Source organism: Enterobacter cloacae complex sp. 2022EL-00788, assembly GCF_026627565.1.
Taxonomy (GTDB): Bacteria; Pseudomonadota; Gammaproteobacteria; order Enterobacterales; family Enterobacteriaceae; genus Enterobacter; species Enterobacter pasteurii.
This window is the reverse complement of the sequence record NZ_JAPNMC010000013.1, coordinates 52,795-69,763: the sequence shown is the minus strand read 5'-3', so window position 1 is coordinate 69,763 and position 16,969 is coordinate 52,795. Positions and strand designations below refer to the sequence as shown.

Annotated in this window: 15 protein-coding genes and 1 pseudogene; 6 read left to right on the top strand and 10 right to left on the bottom strand. The window is 58.0% G+C overall.

The features are described from left to right. Positions 1-62 precede the first annotated feature (62 nt). From OWK27_RS18915 to cpxP, 6 genes are all read right to left on the bottom strand, one after another. The gene (locus tag OWK27_RS18915) at positions 63-1,367 is read right to left on the bottom strand and encodes an SLC13 family permease (RefSeq protein ID WP_176609186.1); all 1,305 of its coding nucleotides are present in this window, start codon (positions 1,365-1,367) and stop codon (positions 63-65) included. 73 nt (positions 1,368-1,440) lie between these two features. After that, the gene (locus OWK27_RS18910) at positions 1,441-2,184 is read right to left on the bottom strand and encodes a CDP-diacylglycerol diphosphatase (protein WP_267590974.1); all 744 of its coding nucleotides are present in this window, start codon (positions 2,182-2,184) and stop codon (positions 1,441-1,443) included. 111 nt (positions 2,185-2,295) lie between these two features. After that, positions 2,296-3,285 carry a sulfate ABC transporter substrate-binding protein gene (locus OWK27_RS18905; protein WP_267590973.1) on the bottom strand — a complete coding sequence of 330 codons (990 nt, stop codon included), beginning with the start codon at positions 3,283-3,285 and terminating at the stop codon, positions 2,296-2,298. A gap of 214 nt (positions 3,286-3,499) precedes the next feature. After that, positions 3,500-4,462, bottom strand: coding sequence for a 6-phosphofructokinase (gene pfkA, locus OWK27_RS18900; RefSeq protein ID WP_028014852.1), 963 nt, complete (start codon positions 4,460-4,462; stop codon positions 3,500-3,502). Positions 4,463-4,636: 174 nt separating this feature from the next. After that, positions 4,637-5,530, bottom strand: coding sequence for a CDF family cation-efflux transporter FieF (gene fieF, locus OWK27_RS18895; protein WP_148422769.1), 894 nt, complete (start codon positions 5,528-5,530; stop codon positions 4,637-4,639). A 153-nt stretch (positions 5,531-5,683) separates the two neighbouring features. Next, the gene (gene cpxP, locus OWK27_RS18890; RefSeq protein WP_148422768.1) at positions 5,684-6,190 is read right to left on the bottom strand and encodes a cell-envelope stress modulator CpxP; all 507 of its coding nucleotides are present in this window, start codon (positions 6,188-6,190) and stop codon (positions 5,684-5,686) included. A gap of 150 nt (positions 6,191-6,340) precedes the next feature. On the opposite strand from cpxP, the gene cpxR reads away from it, so the two are divergent. Together cpxR and cpxA are read left to right on the top strand one after the other, a co-directional pair. Then, a complete protein-coding gene (gene cpxR, locus OWK27_RS18885; RefSeq protein ID WP_148422767.1) occupies positions 6,341-7,039 on the top strand; it encodes an envelope stress response regulator transcription factor CpxR in 699 nt (232 codons plus the stop codon). Then, positions 7,036-8,409, top strand: coding sequence for an envelope stress sensor histidine kinase CpxA (cpxA, locus tag OWK27_RS18880; protein ID WP_267590972.1), 1,374 nt, complete (start codon positions 7,036-7,038; stop codon positions 8,407-8,409). The genes cpxR and cpxA overlap by 4 nt, the downstream gene beginning before the upstream one ends. A 98-nt stretch (positions 8,410-8,507) precedes the next feature. On the opposite strand, the pseudogene yiiM reads toward cpxA, so the two are convergent. Then, a pseudogene (yiiM, locus tag OWK27_RS18875) lies at positions 8,508-9,241 on the bottom strand (6-hydroxyaminopurine reductase). 7 nt (positions 9,242-9,248) lie between these two features. Beyond that, positions 9,249-9,869 (bottom strand): superoxide dismutase [Mn], encoded by a 621-nt coding sequence (gene sodA / locus OWK27_RS18870; RefSeq protein ID WP_003861999.1) that lies wholly within the window; start codon positions 9,867-9,869, stop codon positions 9,249-9,251. Positions 9,870-10,157: 288 nt separating this feature from the next. Between sodA and rhaT the strand changes: the two genes are divergently transcribed. Beyond that, on the top strand, positions 10,158-11,192 hold the full coding sequence (rhaT, locus tag OWK27_RS18865) for an L-rhamnose/proton symporter RhaT (RefSeq protein ID WP_267590971.1): 1,035 nt from the start codon (positions 10,158-10,160) through the stop codon (positions 11,190-11,192). Here the strand turns inward: rhaT and rhaR are convergent, their stop codons facing one another. Together rhaR and rhaS are read right to left on the bottom strand one after the other, a co-directional pair. Beyond that, entirely contained in the window at positions 11,193-12,041 is an 849-nt protein-coding gene (gene rhaR / locus OWK27_RS18860) for an HTH-type transcriptional activator RhaR (RefSeq protein ID WP_267590970.1), read from the bottom strand. A 73-nt stretch (positions 12,042-12,114) separates the two neighbouring features. Then, the gene (gene rhaS / locus OWK27_RS18855) at positions 12,115-12,951 is read right to left on the bottom strand and encodes an HTH-type transcriptional activator RhaS (RefSeq protein ID WP_148422510.1); all 837 of its coding nucleotides are present in this window, start codon (positions 12,949-12,951) and stop codon (positions 12,115-12,117) included. Between the two features lie 301 nt (positions 12,952-13,252). Between rhaS and rhaB the strand changes: the two genes are divergently transcribed. The 3 genes from rhaB (at position 13,253) to rhaD (ending at position 16,930) form a co-directional block, all read left to right on the top strand. Further along, complete coding sequence (gene rhaB / locus OWK27_RS18850; protein WP_252005204.1) at positions 13,253-14,722, top strand: rhamnulokinase; 1,470 nt, start codon at positions 13,253-13,255, stop codon at positions 14,720-14,722. Continuing rightward, positions 14,719-15,978 carry an L-rhamnose isomerase gene (gene rhaA / locus OWK27_RS18845; RefSeq protein WP_176609179.1) on the top strand — a complete coding sequence of 420 codons (1,260 nt, stop codon included), beginning with the start codon at positions 14,719-14,721 and terminating at the stop codon, positions 15,976-15,978. Before rhaB ends, rhaA begins: the two co-directional genes overlap by 4 nt. Before the next feature lie 121 nt (positions 15,979-16,099). Next, on the top strand, positions 16,100-16,930 hold the full coding sequence (rhaD, locus tag OWK27_RS18840) for a rhamnulose-1-phosphate aldolase (protein ID WP_148422513.1): 831 nt from the start codon (positions 16,100-16,102) through the stop codon (positions 16,928-16,930). Positions 16,931-16,969 lie beyond the last annotated feature (39 nt).

Here is a 16,969-nt window from a genome sequence, read left to right as displayed (position 1 = left end):
GCTCTTCTCCTCCCTCTCCCTGTGGGAGAGGGTTGGGGTGAGGGGAAACCCCTCGCACCGAACTACACTTTCCCCAACACGCTAAACCACAAGTAATCCAGCGGCAGCAGCACCAGATACGTCGCAATCGCCAGCGCCAGGCAGAGCAGCATTCCCGCCTTCGCGGGCACTTTCCCTAAGCCCATCGCCACCACAATCGGCGACGCCTGATACGGCAGCAGCGGCGTGGAGTACCCCAGCACCTGAATCATAATCACCGACAGCAGCGGAAAACCGGTCGCGTCGGAAAAGCTCTGCGCCAGCGTGGTATAGAGCGCCGGAACGCCGTTGGCGGTCATAATGAAGTTGAGCGCCGTGGTGATCCCGGTCAGCGCCAGGAAGCTGGTAAACGGTCGGTCCGCATCCAGCGGCATGATATGAAGCAGCGCCTCTCCCACAGCCGAACCGATACCGGTTTGCGTCACGACGATCGCCAGCCCGAGAATACCCGCAACGTAAATACAGGTGCGCATATTTACCCCCGCCGAGAACTCCTCGCCGGTGATAAAACCAATGCGCGGGAGCATGACAATGATCGAGGCCGCCAGCCCCGTCCACGCCGGCCCCACGCCGTGCCAGCTCTCCGTCACCCACATCACCAGCACCACCGCCAGCAGCCAGGCGAGACGCTTTTCGTCACGCCCCATCGGTTCAGACGGCGTGAGATCCTTCGCCGGTTTCGGGCTGCCGGGGAACAGCCAGCAGATCAGGCCAATCAGAATCAGGCCCTTGAGCATGCCCAGAACAGGCGTGTGCAACAGCAGGTAGGGAACGTAGTTCAGGTGAATGCCGTACGAGCCTTCCGCCGCGCCGCTCATGACCAGGTTAGGCACGTTGGCGGGCAGGATAGTGGCCGAGAGCTGGAAGGTGCCGAAGCCGACCGCCAGCGCCAGGCCAAACCAGGCGCGCGAGCCGTCGGGAATGTCGGCCCGCTTCGCCATGGCCGCGACAATCGGCATCAGCAGCGCAATACGCCCCATGTTTGACGGCATCACGAACGCCAGGGCGTAGCTCAGCAGCACCACGCTCGCCACCATCAGCACCCAGGAGTCGGTGAGTTTCGCCGACAGCGCCCGGGCGGCCCTGTCTGCCAGACCGGTTTTACGGATCGCCACGCCCAGCACAAAGCCGCTGAATACCAGCCAGAAAGCCGACGAGGCAAAACCGCCGAAGATCGCTTCCGGCGGGGCAATTCTGGCGGCCATCGCCGCCGTGAAGAACAGCAGCGCGGTGATAAATTCCGGCAATAGCGACGTCGCCCACAGGACGATGGTGACGCCGACGATCAGCGAGGGAAGCAGCAGAGGATGCGTTAACCAGAGCGACATACCTGTCTCCTGTAGAATTTTTCAGCAAGTCTACGGCGACAGGCAGGACGAGTAAACGCTATTTATGGTGGGGTCACTTCAGGATATCGCATTGATGATCCTGTAATTCCTCAGCCGACGCGCGGTTAAAGGCAAGCCAGTTACGCTCCGTCGCCAGCAGCACAAACGATCCGTCAGACTGCTGCGCCATCGCCAGCGCGAAGCGCCCCATATGGTCGCGCGCTTCCGGCAGCTCCTCCGCCAGCATCATAAACGGACTGCGCTGCACCAGCTCGTTCTCCGTCACCCGACGGGCAAGGTACTCGTGCCCTTCCAGCCCGCCCGGAAGCGGTAGCCACTGGGTGCTAATTTGCCCCTGCGCCGCGTTAAGCTTCTCGCGCACGTCCGGGCGCAGGCAGGAGATATGGATATGGAAATGGTTTTGCGTGCGTCCGGTCGGGGAGTTGATGGTCAGCGAAACGGCGCTGTCGGGTACCTCAGCTCCCCGCTTCATGCTCATAAAGTTACGCGACTGCCATGCCAGCCAGAAGAAGTTCGGCGTCTGAGGCTCGGTCAGCAGCGGGCTTTCGGTGCCGTTGATACGGTAGGTGGGCATCAGAAGATATTGCAGCGGCCCGTTGCGGTCTTTAAACACCACGTAGCCGGCATCCGGCTTCACCTCAGCGCACGGCGTCGGATTATGGTTTTGCAGCTGGTTGGGCACACACTGGTCGAGAACGATATGGCGCAACGCATTCGGATTACCCGCTTTCATCCAGTACACGCCGCCTGCGGCAAGGGCGATAATAATCAGGATCGATAAGATAATTTTTTTCACAACGCGTTCCCTGTTTTCAATAAAGGCAAAAGAGTAACGCAAAATGATGACCAAATAAAAAACCCGGTGGATTTCTCACACCGGGTAACCGTGTCGTGCGTTGCGAAACGCTTAACGCTTGCTGATCTGGTCGAAGGTGCCGCCGTTAGAGAAGTGCTCCTTCTGCGCTTTCGTCCAGCCGCCAAACACCTCATCGATAGTGAACAGCTTCAGCTTCGGAAAGGCGTTTTCATACTTCTTCGCGACAGATTCATCCCGTGGGCGGTAGTAATTTTTCGCCGCGATTTCCTGGCCTTCCGGCGAGTAGAGATACTTCAGGTAAGCTTCCGCCACCGCCCGTGACCCTTTTTTATCCACGACCTTATCGACCACGGAGACGGTCGGCTCGGCCAGAATGGATTCGCTCGGGGTCACGATCTCAAACTTGTCTTTACCCAGCTCGTGGGTTGCCAGCAGGGCTTCGTTTTCCCAGGCAATCAGCACGTCGCCAATGCCGCGCTCAACGAAGGTATTGGTCGCGCCGCGCGCGCCGGAGTCCAGCACTTCGACGTTTTTAAACAGCGCCTTGACGAAGTCCTGCGCTTTCGCCTGGTCACCGCTGTTGTGGTGCAGCGCATAGCCCCAGGCCGCCAGGTAGTTCCAGCGTGCGCCGCCGGAGCTTTTCGGGTTCGGAGTAATGACGGACACGCCCGGCTTAACCAGATCGTTCCAGTCTTTGATCTGTTTCGGGTTGCCTTTACGCACCAGGAAGACAATGGTCGAGGTATATGGCGCTGAGTTATCCGGCAGGCGCTTGATCCAGTTTTTGTCGATACGGCCACGTTCGGCAATCGCGTCCACGTCATAGGCCAGCGCGAGGGTGACCACATCGGCTTCGATGCCGTTGATCACGGACGTCGCCTGCTTGCCGGAACCGCCGTGAGACTGGCGAACCACCACGTTATCGCCGGTTTCCTGCTTCCAGTGCGCCGCGAAGGCCTTGTTGTACTGGTCGTACAGTTCACGCGTCGGATCATACGACACGTTCAGTAGCTGAATGTCCTTTGCCAGTACGCTGGTCGATGCCAGCAATAATGTTAACCCCACGCCCCATTTGTTCATCGCCCGGCTCTCTTATGCAGTGTTTTGATGAATGCAGCGTGCCAGAAAGCGAATGGATGATTAAAGAATAAAAAAAGATTGGCTATAACGTGAGGGAATAAAAAAGTGGATGAGTGGCCTGATGCTCTCACCCCAGCCCTCTCCACAGGAGAGGGAGCACACAAAAAAAACGGTAACCCTGGGGTTACCGTTTTGCATTTATCCTGAATGCCGATCAGTACAGTTTTTTCGCGCAGTCCAGCCAGTCACCTTTAAACGGACGCTTCATGTTTTCAATCGCGTCGATGATGTCATGGTGAACGAGCTGTTCGTTCTGGATGCCGACACAACGACCGCCGTGACCCTGCAGGAGCAGCTCGATAGCGTACGCGCCCATGCGGGACGCCAGGATGCGGTCGTATGGACCCGGGGAACCGCCACGCTGGATGTGGCCCAGAACGGTCGCACGGGTTTCGCGTTTGGTTTCGGTTTCGATGTACTTCGCCAGTTCATCAACGTCACAGATGTGCTCGGTGATGGCAACGATCGCGTGTTTTTTACCCTTCGCGATACCGGCTTTGATTTCAGCAACCAGATCTTCGCGGCTGAATTCCACTTCCGGAACCACCACGAACTCACACCCACCGGCAATGGCCGCCGCCAGGGTCAGGTCACCGCAGTAACGGCCCATCACCTCAACGATAGAAATACGCTGGTGCGAAGAAGAGGTATCACGCAGGCGGTCGATAGCTTCCACAACGGTACCCAGCGCGGTGAAGTAACCGATGGTGTAATCGGTGCCTTTGATATCGTTATCGATGGTGCCAGGCAGGCCGATGCACGGGAAGCCCATTTCGGTCAGACGTTTTGCACCCATGTATGAGCCGTCGCCGCCGATAACCACCAGCGCGTCCAGGCCGCGTTTTTTCATGTTTTCGATAGCCACTTCACGGATGTGTTCGTCACGGAATTCCGGGAAGCGCGCGGAGCCGAGGAATGTACCACCACGGTTGATCATGTCAGACACGCTGTAACGGTCGAGTTGAACCATGCGGTCTTCATACAGACCCAGATAACCGTCATAGATACCAAAAACTTCCAGACCTTCCGTCAGCGCTGCACGGACAACCCCACGAATTGCCGCGTTCATGCCCGGCGCATCACCGCCGCTTGTCAACACACCGATTTTCTTAATCATGACTACCTCTGAACTTAGGAATGCAAAATTGAAATCTGCTGCCGGAAGAAACTGCTCAACCGTCGAATACTGCAAATAGTATATCAATCCCTTCCAGCTGAATTGATTCAGGTCAGGCCATATGGTGGTAATTTATCCACAAAATGCTGGTCTGGCTCACTTTTTTACAACGAATTACGAAAGCTCAAACGCCCTGGGAACGACCGAGCACGGATCCTGGTGAATAATGACGTCTGACCCAGGGAAACGCTGCAAAATCGCCTGCTCCACCTGTTCAGCTATCATATGCGCCTGAACCAGCGGCAGGTTGTCTTCCATTTCCAAATGAATCTGAATAAAGCGGGTCGGCCCTGACTGCCGCGTACGAAGATCGTGGGCACCACTGACGCCAGGCCAGGAGGTCACGATGGTATAAATTTCATCACGTTCTGCGTCGGGTAGCGCACGGTCCAGAAGCGACTGTACCGCGTCATACCCCATGCGCAACGCGCTGTACAAAATATAGATCCCTATCCCTAACGCAAACAACGCGTCGGCCCGGTGCCAGCCATACCAGGCCAGACCAAGCGCAATAAGAATAGCCCCATTCATCATAACATCAGACTGATAATGAAGCATATCTGCCCGTACCGCCTGGCTTTGTGTTTTTCTTACTACCCAGCGCTGGAACGTTACAAGAACAAGTGTGCTTATAAGTGCAACTACCGTTACGACTACGCCAACGCCCGGATCGTTCATCGGAGAAGGCGAAATGAGGTGCTGAATGCCGGTTAAAAACAGGAACAGCGCCGAGCCAGAAATAAACATACTTTGCGCCAGCGCGGCCAGCGATTCCGCTTTGCCGTGGCCGAACGTATGTTCTTCATCCGCCGGTTGCAGCGAGTAGCGCACCACCAGCAGGTTGGTCAGCGAGGCGGCGATATCCACCAGAGAGTCCACTAACGCCGCCAGAATACTGACCGACCCGGTGTACCACCACGCGAAAATTTTAATGATCAGCAAACACGACGCCATTACCGTCGCGGCTATTGCGGCCCGGCTTACCAGCCGTCCATAGGATTGATTCATAAACACTCCTGTCATGCCATGGCGCTAGTATAACGGATGGTGGTGGAGTGAAAGGATGAATAAAGCGTTAACAAACCTGAACGACGGGCAAAAAAAACCCCCACATCATGTGGGGGAAGACAGGGATGGTGTCTATGGCAAGGAAAACAGGGTTTACTGGTTACTACGGGTACTGCTATTGCTACTGAAAAGCGTCATATCTGAGCTTCGCTGCATCCGTGCAACCTCACGCAGCTGGTTCATACGCTGCTGATGTTTGGTATTCAAAACCGCCTGCTGCTCGGGCGTTAACAGGTGGAACATCTGGTTGCGGACCTTCGCCATTTCTACCTGGCGGGCAACCTGTTCCTGCGCCATTTTTTCTGCCTGAGCGCGTACAGCGCTTTCGTCAAAATTTTCTGCGGTGACAAGGCGATGCATTGTCTCCATTTCGCTAACATTAACAGGGGGCTGATCGTGTCGTGCCCTCTGCATCAGATCTCGCATCTGTTGACGCTGATGTTCGGTTAAACTTATGCCGTCAAACATATGGCTTTGGCTGCTGTGCTGCGTTGCGCCCTCCAGTGAGGAACCGTTATCGCTGTTGATAGCTACAGCAGCCTGGCTAAACGCACTGAACGCCAGCGTTGAGGCCATGACGGCAGCGGTAACTTTGCGCATCACTTGCTCCCAAAATCTTTCGTGTCGCGATTCAACGAGAGACAGTCTACGATTCAGGCTGCAAACATGCGTCAGGGGGTGTAAAACAACGTAAAGTCATGGATTAGATAGCCTTGATGTCGTAATTTCTGCCTCGGAGGTATTTAAACAATGAATAAAATCCTGTTAGTTGATGATGACCGAGAGCTCACATCCCTTTTAAAGGAGTTGCTCGACATGGAAGGTTTCAACGTCCTGGTTGCCCATGATGGGGAACAGGCGCTGAGTCTCCTTGACGACAGCATCGATCTACTTTTGCTCGACGTAATGATGCCGAAGAAAAACGGTATTGATACGCTGAAAGAGCTTCGCCAGACACACCAGACCCCCGTTATCATGCTGACCGCGCGCGGCAGCGAGCTTGACCGTGTACTCGGCCTTGAGCTGGGTGCGGATGACTATTTACCTAAGCCGTTCAACGATCGTGAACTGGTGGCCCGTATTCGCGCCATCCTGCGCCGTTCCCACTGGAGCGAGCAGCAGCAGAATACCGACAACAGCTCACCAACGCTGGAAGTTGACTCCCTGAGCCTGAATCCGGGCCGTCAGGAAGCGAGCTTCGACGGTGAAGTTCTTGAGCTGACCGGCACCGAGTTCACCCTGCTGTATCTGCTGGCGCAGCATCTCGGCCAGGTCGTGTCGCGTGAGCATTTAAGCCAGGAAGTGCTGGGTAAACGCCTCACGCCGTTCGACCGCGCTATCGATATGCATATCTCGAACCTGCGCCGTAAGCTGCCGGAGCGTAAAGATGGTCATCCGTGGTTTAAAACCCTGCGTGGTCGCGGTTATCTGATGGTTTCCGCTTCATGATAGGCAGCTTAACCGCCCGCATCTTCGCCATCTTCTGGCTGACGCTGGCACTGGTTTTAATGCTCGTTTTGATGTTGCCAAAACTCGACTCACGCCAGATGACGGAGCTGCTGGACAGCGAGCAACGTCAGGGCGTGATGATCGAGCAGCACGTGGAAGCGGAGCTGGCAAACGATCCGCCGAACGATTTAATGTGGTGGCGCAGGCTGTTTCGCGCTATCGACAAGTGGGCGCCCCCCGGACAACGCCTTTTGCTGGTGACCAGCGAAGGCCGCGTCATTGGGGCCGATCGCAATGAGATGCAGATTATCCGCAACTTTATTGGCCAGGCGGATAACGCCGATCACCCACAGAAAAAGAAATATGGTCGGGTAGAGATGGTTGGCCCTTTCTCGGTACGGGATGGGGAAGACAACTACCAGCTCTATCTGATTCGCCCAGCGAGCAATTCCCAGTCCGACTTCATCAACCTGCTGTTTGACCGTCCGCTTCTGCTGTTGATTGTCACGATGCTGGTCAGCTCTCCGCTGCTGTTATGGCTGGCATGGAGCCTGGCGAAACCGGCGCGTAAGCTGAAAAACGCGGCGGACGAAGTGGCACAGGGCAACCTGAGGCAGCATCCGGAGCTGGAATCCGGGCCGCAGGAGTTTCTGGCCGCGGGAACCAGCTTCAACCAGATGGTAAGCGCTCTCGACCGCATGATGACCGCACAGCAACGCCTGCTGTCGGACATCTCGCATGAACTGCGTACGCCGCTCACGCGCCTGCAGCTGGGTACCGCCCTGCTGCGTCGCCGCAGCGGCGAGAGCAAAGAGCTGGAGCGTATTGAGACGGAAGCCCAGCGGCTGGACAGCATGATCAACGATCTGCTGGTGATGTCGCGCAATCAGCAGAAAAACGCGCTGGTGAGCGAAACGGTGAAAGCCAATCAGCTGTGGCACGAGGTGCTGGACAACGCGGCGTTCGAAGCGGAGCAGATGGGCAAATCCTTCACCGTCAATTTCCCGCCGGGCCCGTGGCCGCTGTACGGTAACCCCAATACGCTGGAAAGCGCGCTGGAGAATATCGTGCGTAACGCCCTGCGCTATTCCCATACGAAGATTGAAGTGGCGTTTTCGGTGGATAAAGACGGGATCACCATCAACGTGGACGACGACGGTCCAGGCGTCAGCCCGGAAGATCGCGAGCAAATTTTCCGTCCGTTCTATCGTACCGACGAAGCGCGCGACCGCGAATCTGGCGGTACGGGGCTTGGACTGGCGATTGTCGAAACCGCCATGCAGCAGCACCGCGGCTGGGTGAAGGCCGATGACAGCCCGCTGGGCGGGTTGCGGTTAACGCTGTGGCTGCCGCTGTATAAGCGTTCGTAATCCCCTCACCCTAACCCTCTCCCCATAGGGGAGAGGGGACGGCTCGGTGCGGTCTTTTCACCCTCGCCCCTTTGGGGAGAGGGCCGGGGTGAGGGGCATTATTTACCCCACAATCTCCGCGAACTGCTCTCGATCTTCCCGCTTATCCGCCGCTTCTGCATCGTTCTGGTCCAGCTTGTCGACAGCCCCGCCGCCGACAGGAGCCGATGATACTGCTCGTCATTGAACGGCATATGCCATGCAATGGCGCAGGCCTCATGCACGGAGACATCGCTCAGGCGTGAGGCGAGCGCCAGCGGCGCATCCGCAGCAACCTCTCCCGCCTGCACCACGCGGTACAGCCAGCCGGTTTTAGCCGCGTTTTGCAGCTGGGCCGACATATCCTGAATGCCGAAATGGTAGTTAAGCTTGAAGCACGGCGAGCGTGGCTGCGTCACCTGAATCAGGACATCGCCCCAGCGGTAAATATCGCCGATAAAGACGTTCTTCTCCGTCAGCCCTTCGGTCGACAGATTTTCACCAAACGCCGGCGCGACGAACAGGTCCGCCCGTTCAGGAAATTCGGTTTTCCAGTGCTGATAGTGCTCGCGCGGATAGTGGCACAGCGCGCGCTCGGGCCCGCCGTGGATCTTCTTTTCAGCCTGCTGGTCACCCGCCAGGCCGAGCTCGGTCAGCGTCAGCTCGCCGTCGACCTGCACCTTGGCGATGGCGCTCGGGCGGCTGCCGTCGTACTCCCTTACCTTGCCTGTAAACACATTCACCGGGTAATGCATCTCTACTCCTTCAGATACAAAAAAAGCGAGTCATCAGACTCGCTTCTCACAGGCGTCAATGCAACCTTATTTTTTAGCGGCGAAACGCGCTGCTGCTTCGTCCCAGTTCACTACATCCCAGAACGCTTTGATGTAGTCAGGGCGACGGTTCTGGAACTTCAGGTAGTAAGCGTGCTCCCACACGTCCAGACCCAGGATTGGGAAACCGGATGCGCCAGAAATAGCTTCACCCATCAGCGGGGAGTCCTGGTTTGCGGTAGAAACAACCGCCAGCTTGTCGCCTTTCAGCACCAGCCACGCCCAGCCAGAACCGAAACGGGTTGCAGCCGCTTTTTCGAATTCCGCTTTGAAGTTATCAACGGAGCCGAAGTCACGCTCGATAGCCGCTTTCAGGTCGCCCTGAAGGGTGGTGCCGGTTTTCAGGCCTTTCCAGAACAGGCTGTGGTTAGCGTGACCGCCAGCGTTGTTACGCAGCACGGTTTTTTTGTCTGCCGGCAGCTGGTCCAGTTTGGTAATCAGCTCTTCAACAGGCAGGTTTGCGAACTCTGGCAGGCTTTCCAGCGCAGCATTCGCGTTGTTCACGTAGGTCTGGTGGTGTTTAGTGTGATGGATTTCCATCGTCTGCTTGTCGAAATGCGGTTCCAGTGCGTCGTAGGCATACGGCAGGGATGGCAGTGTATAACTCATAATCCTCTCCATTAGTGTCGGGCGGCACAGCTGTTAATGCCGCGTAAGCAGTTGGTTCATTATAGTTAATTAAATGATATTGAAAATGATTATCAATGCCGTAGTTTTTATAAGGTTATTCATGTTTCGATAAATCACAAAATTGTGAGTCTGCTCACCTGCTTAACGTGATAATTGCCACCCTGAACAAAAGTGCGGCAACCTTCTCAAGGTTACTGAACCGCCTAATTTTTACACTCATCAGGTCGGCGGGAAGCCACCGACTATAAAAACGATGAGGATGTAAAAATGAATCATGCGATTACGATGGGTATCTTCTGGCATTTGATAGGCGCGGCCAGTGCAGCCTGTTTCTATGCCCCGTTTAAAAAGATTAAGGGATGGTCATGGGAAACCATGTGGTCCGTTGGCGGTACGGTCTCATGGCTGATTTTGCCCTGGACCATCAGCGCCATGCTGCTTCCGGATTTCTGGGGCTACTTCTCCTCCTTCAGTGCCTCCACCCTGCTGCCGGTGTTTCTGTTCGGCGCGATGTGGGGCATCGGTAATATCAATTACGGCCTGACCATGCGCTACCTCGGCATGTCGATGGGGATTGGCATCGCGATTGGCATTACGCTGATCGTCGGCACGCTGATGACGCCGATCCTCAACGGCGACTTCGACGTGCTGATCAACAGTCAGGGCGGGCGGATGACCCTGCTGGGCGTGCTGGTAGCGGTGATCGGCGTGGGTATCGTCACCCGTGCGGGCCAGCTGAAAGAGCGCAGGATGGGCATCAAGGCCGAAGACTTTAACCTGAAGAAAGGGCTGCTGCTGGCGGTGATGTGCGGCATCTTCTCGGCGGGCATGTCGTTCGCCATGAACGCGGCGAAGCCCATGCACGAAGCGGCCGCCGCGCTGGGCGTCGACCCGCTGTACGTGGCCCTGCCAAGCTACGTGGTGATCATGGGCGGCGGCGCGCTGGTAAACCTCGGCTTCTGCTTTATTCGTCTGGCAAAGGTGAAAAATCTGTCGGTAAAAGCCGACTTCTCGCTGGCAAAATCCTTAATCATTACCAACGTGCTGCTCTCCGCCCTTGGCGGCCTGATGTGGTATCTGCAGTTCTTTTTCTACGCCTGGGGCCACGCCAGCATTCCGCCGCAGTACGACTACATAAGCTGGATGCTGCACATGAGCTTCTACGTCCTGTGCGGCGGGCTGGTTGGGCTGGTGCTGAAGGAGTGGAATAACGCCGGACGTCGTCCGGTGGGCGTGCTGAGCCTGGGCTGCGTGGTGATTATCATTGCCGCCAACATTGTCGGCCTCGGCATGGCGAGCTGATCAGGCCGCCTTTCGACTGCGATGACGCCACTGAACCGGCGTCATCCCCACCTCGCGGTTAAACACCACCGAAAAGTAGTTACTGTCCTCAAAGCCGCAGCGCATCGCCACCTCGCTGACCATCAGCTCCGTATGCTGCAGCAGGTACTGGGCGTGGCAGATGCGCAGCTGGCGCAGGTAGTGGTTCACCGTCATCCCCGTCTGGGTGCGGAACTGCTGGCGCAGCGCGCGCTCGCTGCACTGCTCCTGCTCGCAGAATTTTTCCAGCACGAAGCTTTTGTTCAGGCTGCCCGCGAGCCGGGCGATCAGCTTGTCCAGCAGCGCTTCCTGCGCGGTAGCGGAGGGGTTATCGGTGGCGTAACGATGGCGCCTGAGGGTTATAACCAGCTGGGCGAAAAGCAGTTCCGCCATCTGGTTAGCGACCGGATCGCTTTTCTGGCTCTCCTGCTCAAGCTGGGCGATCGTCTGGCGCACCTGAGCCATGCCGCTGCTGCTTAAGCGCCAGTGCGGTTCGCCGCCGGCATCAAGAAAACGGGGGATGCTGGCCGCCCAGTCGATATTCAGCCTGAGCCTGTCCGGGCAGTAGATGACGTTCTGCAACACCAGATCGTTAACCGAGGCGTAGGCGTGCTTGTCTTCGGCGCGGATGTAGAACAGATCCCCGCGCGTGATGCGGTAGGGCCGGTCGTTGAGGATGTGTAAACCGTTGCCGCGCCACACGAGCACCAGCTCGCAGAACTCGTGGGTGTGCCCGGCAAAGACGTTTTGCGGGTAGCGGTCCGCCACCGCGACGGCCTGACTCGCGGAGGCGAAAAAATCATCTTTGCGAAGAATTAACTGAGCGGCCACACCACAACCTCTACGGTGAATAACCGGACATTATTAGCCTTTTTGCGGTCTGAAAACGGTGACTGCCCTCGCGTTACTGAAGCAACGCGTCTTTCCCCTGCCGGATATCGCGCGGCGACCAGCTGAATTCCCGGCGAAACAGGGTAGAAAAGTGATTGCTGTCGCCGAAACCGCAGCGATAGGCGATATCCGTGACGCTTTCGTCGGTGTGGCGTAAAAGATGGCGCGCCTTGATCAGGCGCAGGCGGTTAAGGTAGCGCTGCGGCGTCAGCCCGGTGCGCTGCTTAAGCTGACGATGCAGCGTGCGCAGCGACAGCGAATAATCCTCCGCCAGCGTCTCCCAGCACACGTCCTCGGCAAAATGGTCCTCTAGCCAGGCCATCAGCTGGTTCAGCCGCGCGTCGTTATTTTCCAGGCCTTCCACCAGGCTGCCGCGGCGCAGCAGCACCAGCAGCTGCATGAACAGCAGCTCGCGGGTGACGATAGCGTGCGTCTCCTGCCCGTCTTCGCCCTGCTCCATCTGGCTCACCAGCTGGCGCACCTGCTGCAACGTGGACTGATTTACCCGCCAGTGCGACGGATAGTGTCCGTCCTGCTCCTGGGGCAACAGCTGGTTCAGCCCCGAAATAAACTGGAACGCATCCGGTGAACGATAGAGCACATTGGTCAGGCACAGGTTGTCGGTATGTTCATACAGGTGCCTGTCGTGGTCGCGCACGAAGCACACCGTGCCGCCGCTGATGGTATACGGCTGTCCGTTGAAGACATGAATGCCCGTGCCGTGCTCCACAATCACAATCTCATGAAAATCATGGTGATGTTCTGGAAACGCAGCCTGAGGAAGCCGTGGCTCAATCGCGACCGGAGACGCTCCCGAAGGAAAAAAATCGACGCTGTGCAGTACGGTCATAACGGCCTCCACCAATGAGAAAAGTTCTCAAAATAGTAATTAAGGCCTTTCGCGCTCACCTTAAATTTTTGACACCAAACCGCGCAAAAGCTGCCGATTTTTCAAGAAACAGGCGGAAAGATCGGGAAATGCGGTCAGCGTCACACTGCCTGAAAACCCCGCCATTCCTGGAAACTGTGAACTCCCTCACGTTCATCTTTGCTTTCTTGCCAGCGCGAGTTTTGGGCTGTCAGTGACGAGAAGGTGGCCTTTTCTTCCCTTTTTTACACTCAGCGCTAATGACTTAAGAAGGGACCTGACCATGACTTTTCGCCATTGTGTGGCTGTCGATTTAGGCGCATCCAGCGGCCGCGTAATGCTCGCCACCTGGGACTGCGGCCAGCGCGCTCTTACGCTTCGCGAAATGCACCGCTTCGCCAACTGCCTGCAAAAACGGGACGGCTTTGATACCTGGGATATTGATGCCCTGGAAGCGGAGATCCGCATCGGGCTGAACAACGTCTGCAACGACGGCATTCGCATCGACAGCATCGGGATTGATACCTGGGGCGTGGACTACGTTCTGCTCGACGGCCACGGCGAACGCGTCGGCCTGCCCGTCTCGTATCGCGACGGCCGCACCGACGGGCTGATGGCGCACGCCATCGCGCAGCTTGGCAAGGACAGCATCTACGGCCGCAGCGGCATTCAGTTTCTGCCGTTTAACACGCTGTATCAGCTGCGTGCGCTGGTTGAGCAGCAGCCGGAGCTGGCCGCAAAGGTGGCGCACGCGCTGCTGATCCCGGACTACTTAAGCTACCGGCTGACCGGCAACATGAACTGGGAATACACCAACGCCACCACCACGCAGCTGGTCAACATCAACACCGATAGCTGGGATGAAACCCTGCTTGCCTGGACCGGCGCTTCGCCTTCCTGGTTCGGCACGCCGACCCATCCGGGTAACGTGATCGGGCAGTGGATTTGCCCGCAGGGGAACGCCATCCCGGTTGTCGCCGTCGCCAGCCACGATACCGCCAGCGCGGTGATCGCATCGCCGCTGGCCGATAAAGACGCGGCCTACCTCTCTTCCGGCACCTGGTCGCTGATGGGCTTTGAGAGCAAAACGCCGTACACCAGCGACGCCGCTCTGGCGGCGAACATCACTAACGAAGGCGGTGCCGAAGGGCGCTACCGCGTGCTGAAGAACATCATGGGCCTGTGGCTGCTCCAGCGGGTGCTGAAAGAGCAGCACATTGCCGACCTGCCTGCGCTTATCGCAGAAACCGAAAAGCTGAAGGCCTGCACGTTCCTGATCAACCCGAACGACGACCGCTTTATCAACCCGGTGCATATGAGCGCCGAAATCCAGGCCGCCTGTTTTGAAGCCGGGCAGCCGGTGCCTTCGCGCCCTGCCGAGCTGGCGCGCTGTATTTTTGACAGCCTGGCCCTGCTCTATGCCGACATCCTGAGCGAGCTGGCGAGCCTTCGCGGTAAACCGTTTAGCCAGCTGCATATCGTGGGCGGCGGCTGTCAGAACCAGCTGCTGAACCAGCTCTGCGCTGACGCCTGCGGCATCACCGTGGTGGCGGGTCCGGTGGAGGCCTCGACGCTCGGCAATATCGGCATTCAGCTGATGACCCTGGACGAACTTTCAGACGTCGACGATTTCCGTTCGGTAGTCGCCGCGAACACCCGTCTGACCACCTTCATCCCCAATCCCTGCCATGAAATTGCCCGCTACCGGGCGCAGTTTCAGCAAAAACGACTGACTAAGGAGCTTTGCGCATGACCACTCAACTTGAACAAGCCTGGGACTTGGCTAAACAGCGTTTCGCCGCCGTCGGCGTGGATGTCGAAGCGGCGCTGCGCCAGCTCGACCGTCTGCCGGTCTCCATGCACTGCTGGCAGGGCGATGACGTGGCCGGCTTCGAGAACCCGGGCGGTTCTCTGACGGGTGGCATTCAGGCGACGGGTAACTACCCGGGCAAAGCGCGCAGCGCGAGCGAGCTGCGTGCGGATCTGGAGCTGGCGCTGAGCCTGATCCCGGGGCCAAAACGCCTGAACCTGCACGCGATTTATCTGGAGTCCGACGAGCCGGTGGCGCGTAACGAGATCAAACCAGAACACTTTAAAAACTGGGTGGAGTGGGCGAAAGCTCATAAGCTGGGCCTGGACTTTAACCCCTCCTGCTTCTCGCACCCGCTGAGCGCGGACGGCTTTACCCTCGCCCACGCCAACGACGACATCCGTCAGTTCTGGATCGACCACGTCAAGGCCAGCCGCCGCGTCTCGGCGTATTTTGGCGAGCAGCTCGGCACGCCGTCGGTGATGAACATCTGGATCCCGGACGGCATGAAGGACATCACCGTCGACCGTCTGGCCCCGCGTCAGCGCCTGCTGGCCGCGCTGGATGAAGCCATCAGCGAAAAGCTGAACCCGGCGCACCACATCGACGCGGTGGAGAGCAAGCTGTTCGGCATTGGCGCAGAGAGCTACACCGTCGGCTCGAACGAGTTCTACATGGGTTACGCCACCAGCCGCCAGACCGCCCTGTGCCTGGATGCCGGCCACTTCCACCCAACAGAAGTGATCTCCGACAAAATCTCCGCCGCCATGCTCTTCGTGCCGCGCCTGCTGCTGCACGTCAGCCGCCCGGTGCGCTGGGACAGCGACCACGTGGTGCTGCTGGATGACGAAACCCAGGCGATTGCCAGCGAAATCATCCGCCATGACCTGTTTGACCGCGTGCACATTGGCCTCGACTTCTTCGACGCCTCCATCAACCGCATCGCGGCGTGGGTGATCGGCACCCGCAACATGAAGAAAGCGCTGCTGCGCGCCCTGCTGGAGCCAGTCGCCGCGCTGAAACAGCTGGAAGCAAACGGCGACTACACCGCGCGCCTGGCGCTGCTGGAAGAGCAAAAATCCCTGCCGTGGCAGGCGGTGTGGGAGATGTACTGCCAGCGTCACGACGCCCCGGCAGGCAGCCAGTGGCTGGAAAACGTGCGGGCGTATGAAAAAGACGTATTGAGTCAGCGCGGGTAACTGCCCCCTCACCCCTGCCCTCTCCCCAAAGGGGAGAGGGAGCAAACCATCCCCTCTCCCCTTTGGGGAGAGGGTTAGGGTGAGGGATTTCACCTCACCGCGATAACTGGAAAAGAAAACTATGCAGACCATCACTACCTCCTGGTTCGTCCAGGGCATGATCAAAGCCACCTCCGACGCCTGGCTGAAGGGCTGGGACGAGCGTAACGGCGGCAACCTCACGCTGCGCCTGGACGACGCGGATATCGAGCCGTTCGCCGCCGATTTTCATCAGAAGCCGCGCTATATCGCCCTGAGCCAGCCCATGCCGCTGCTCGCAAATACGCCGTTTATCGTCACCGGTTCCGGCAAGTTCTTCCGCAACGTCCAGCTCGACCCGCAGGCCAACCTCGGCGTGGTGAAGGTGGACAGCGACGGCGCGGGCTACCACATTCTGTGGGGGCTGACGGACGACGCGGTGCCAACGTCCGAGCTGCCGGCACACTTCCTCTCCCACTGCGAGCGCATTAAGGCGACCAGCGGCAAGGACCGCGCGATCATGCACTGCCACGCCACCAACCTGATCGCCCTGACCTACGTGCTGGAAAACAGCTCGGACTTCATCACCCGCAAGCTGTGGGAAGGCAGCACCGAGTGCCTGGTGGTCTTCCCGGACGGCGTCGGCATTCTGCCGTGGATGGTGCCGGGTACCGACGAGATCGGCCAGGCGACCGCCAGAGATATGCAAAAACATTCACTGGTGCTGTGGCCGTTCCACGGCGTCTTCGGCAGCGGCCCGACGCTGGATGAAACCTTTGGCCTGATCGACACCGCTGAAAAATCGGCGGAGGTGCTGGTGAAGGTCTATTCCATGGGCGGTATGAAGCAAACCATTACCCGCGAAGAGCTTATCGCGCTCGGCAAGCGCTTCGGCGTGAGCCCGCTACGGTCAGCGCTGGAATTATACGCGTAACCCCTCGCTGGCCGGACGGTACTGGCGATAGTTAAGGAG

Bases quoted from the DNA above. Each gene is read 5' to 3' on its own strand.
- OWK27_RS18915 (WP_176609186.1), bottom strand. From the start codon at position 1,367: ATGTCGCTCTGGTTAACGCATCCTCTGCTGCTTCCCTCGCTGATCGTC.
- OWK27_RS18905 (WP_267590973.1), bottom strand. From the start codon at position 3,285: ATGAACAAATGGGGCGTGGGGTTAACATTATTGCTGGCATCGACCAGC.
- pfkA (WP_028014852.1), bottom strand. From the start codon at position 4,462: ATGATTAAGAAAATCGGTGTGTTGACAAGCGGCGGTGATGCGCCGGGC.
- fieF (WP_148422769.1), bottom strand. From the start codon at position 5,530: ATGAATCAATCCTATGGACGGCTGGTAAGCCGGGCCGCAATAGCCGCG.
- cpxP (WP_148422768.1), bottom strand. From the start codon at position 6,190: ATGCGCAAAGTTACCGCTGCCGTCATGGCCTCAACGCTGGCGTTCAGT.
- cpxR (WP_148422767.1), top strand. From the start codon at position 6,341: ATGAATAAAATCCTGTTAGTTGATGATGACCGAGAGCTCACATCCCTT.
- cpxA (WP_267590972.1), top strand. From the start codon at position 7,036: ATGATAGGCAGCTTAACCGCCCGCATCTTCGCCATCTTCTGGCTGACG.
- sodA (WP_003861999.1), bottom strand. From the start codon at position 9,869: ATGAGTTATACACTGCCATCCCTGCCGTATGCCTACGACGCACTGGAA.
- rhaT (WP_267590971.1), top strand. From the start codon at position 10,158: ATGAATCATGCGATTACGATGGGTATCTTCTGGCATTTGATAGGCGCG.
- rhaS (WP_148422510.1), bottom strand. From the start codon at position 12,951: ATGACCGTACTGCACAGCGTCGATTTTTTTCCTTCGGGAGCGTCTCCG.
- rhaB (WP_252005204.1), top strand. From the start codon at position 13,253: ATGACTTTTCGCCATTGTGTGGCTGTCGATTTAGGCGCATCCAGCGGC.
- rhaA (WP_176609179.1), top strand. From the start codon at position 14,719: ATGACCACTCAACTTGAACAAGCCTGGGACTTGGCTAAACAGCGTTTC.
- rhaD (WP_148422513.1), top strand. From the start codon at position 16,100: ATGCAGACCATCACTACCTCCTGGTTCGTCCAGGGCATGATCAAAGCC.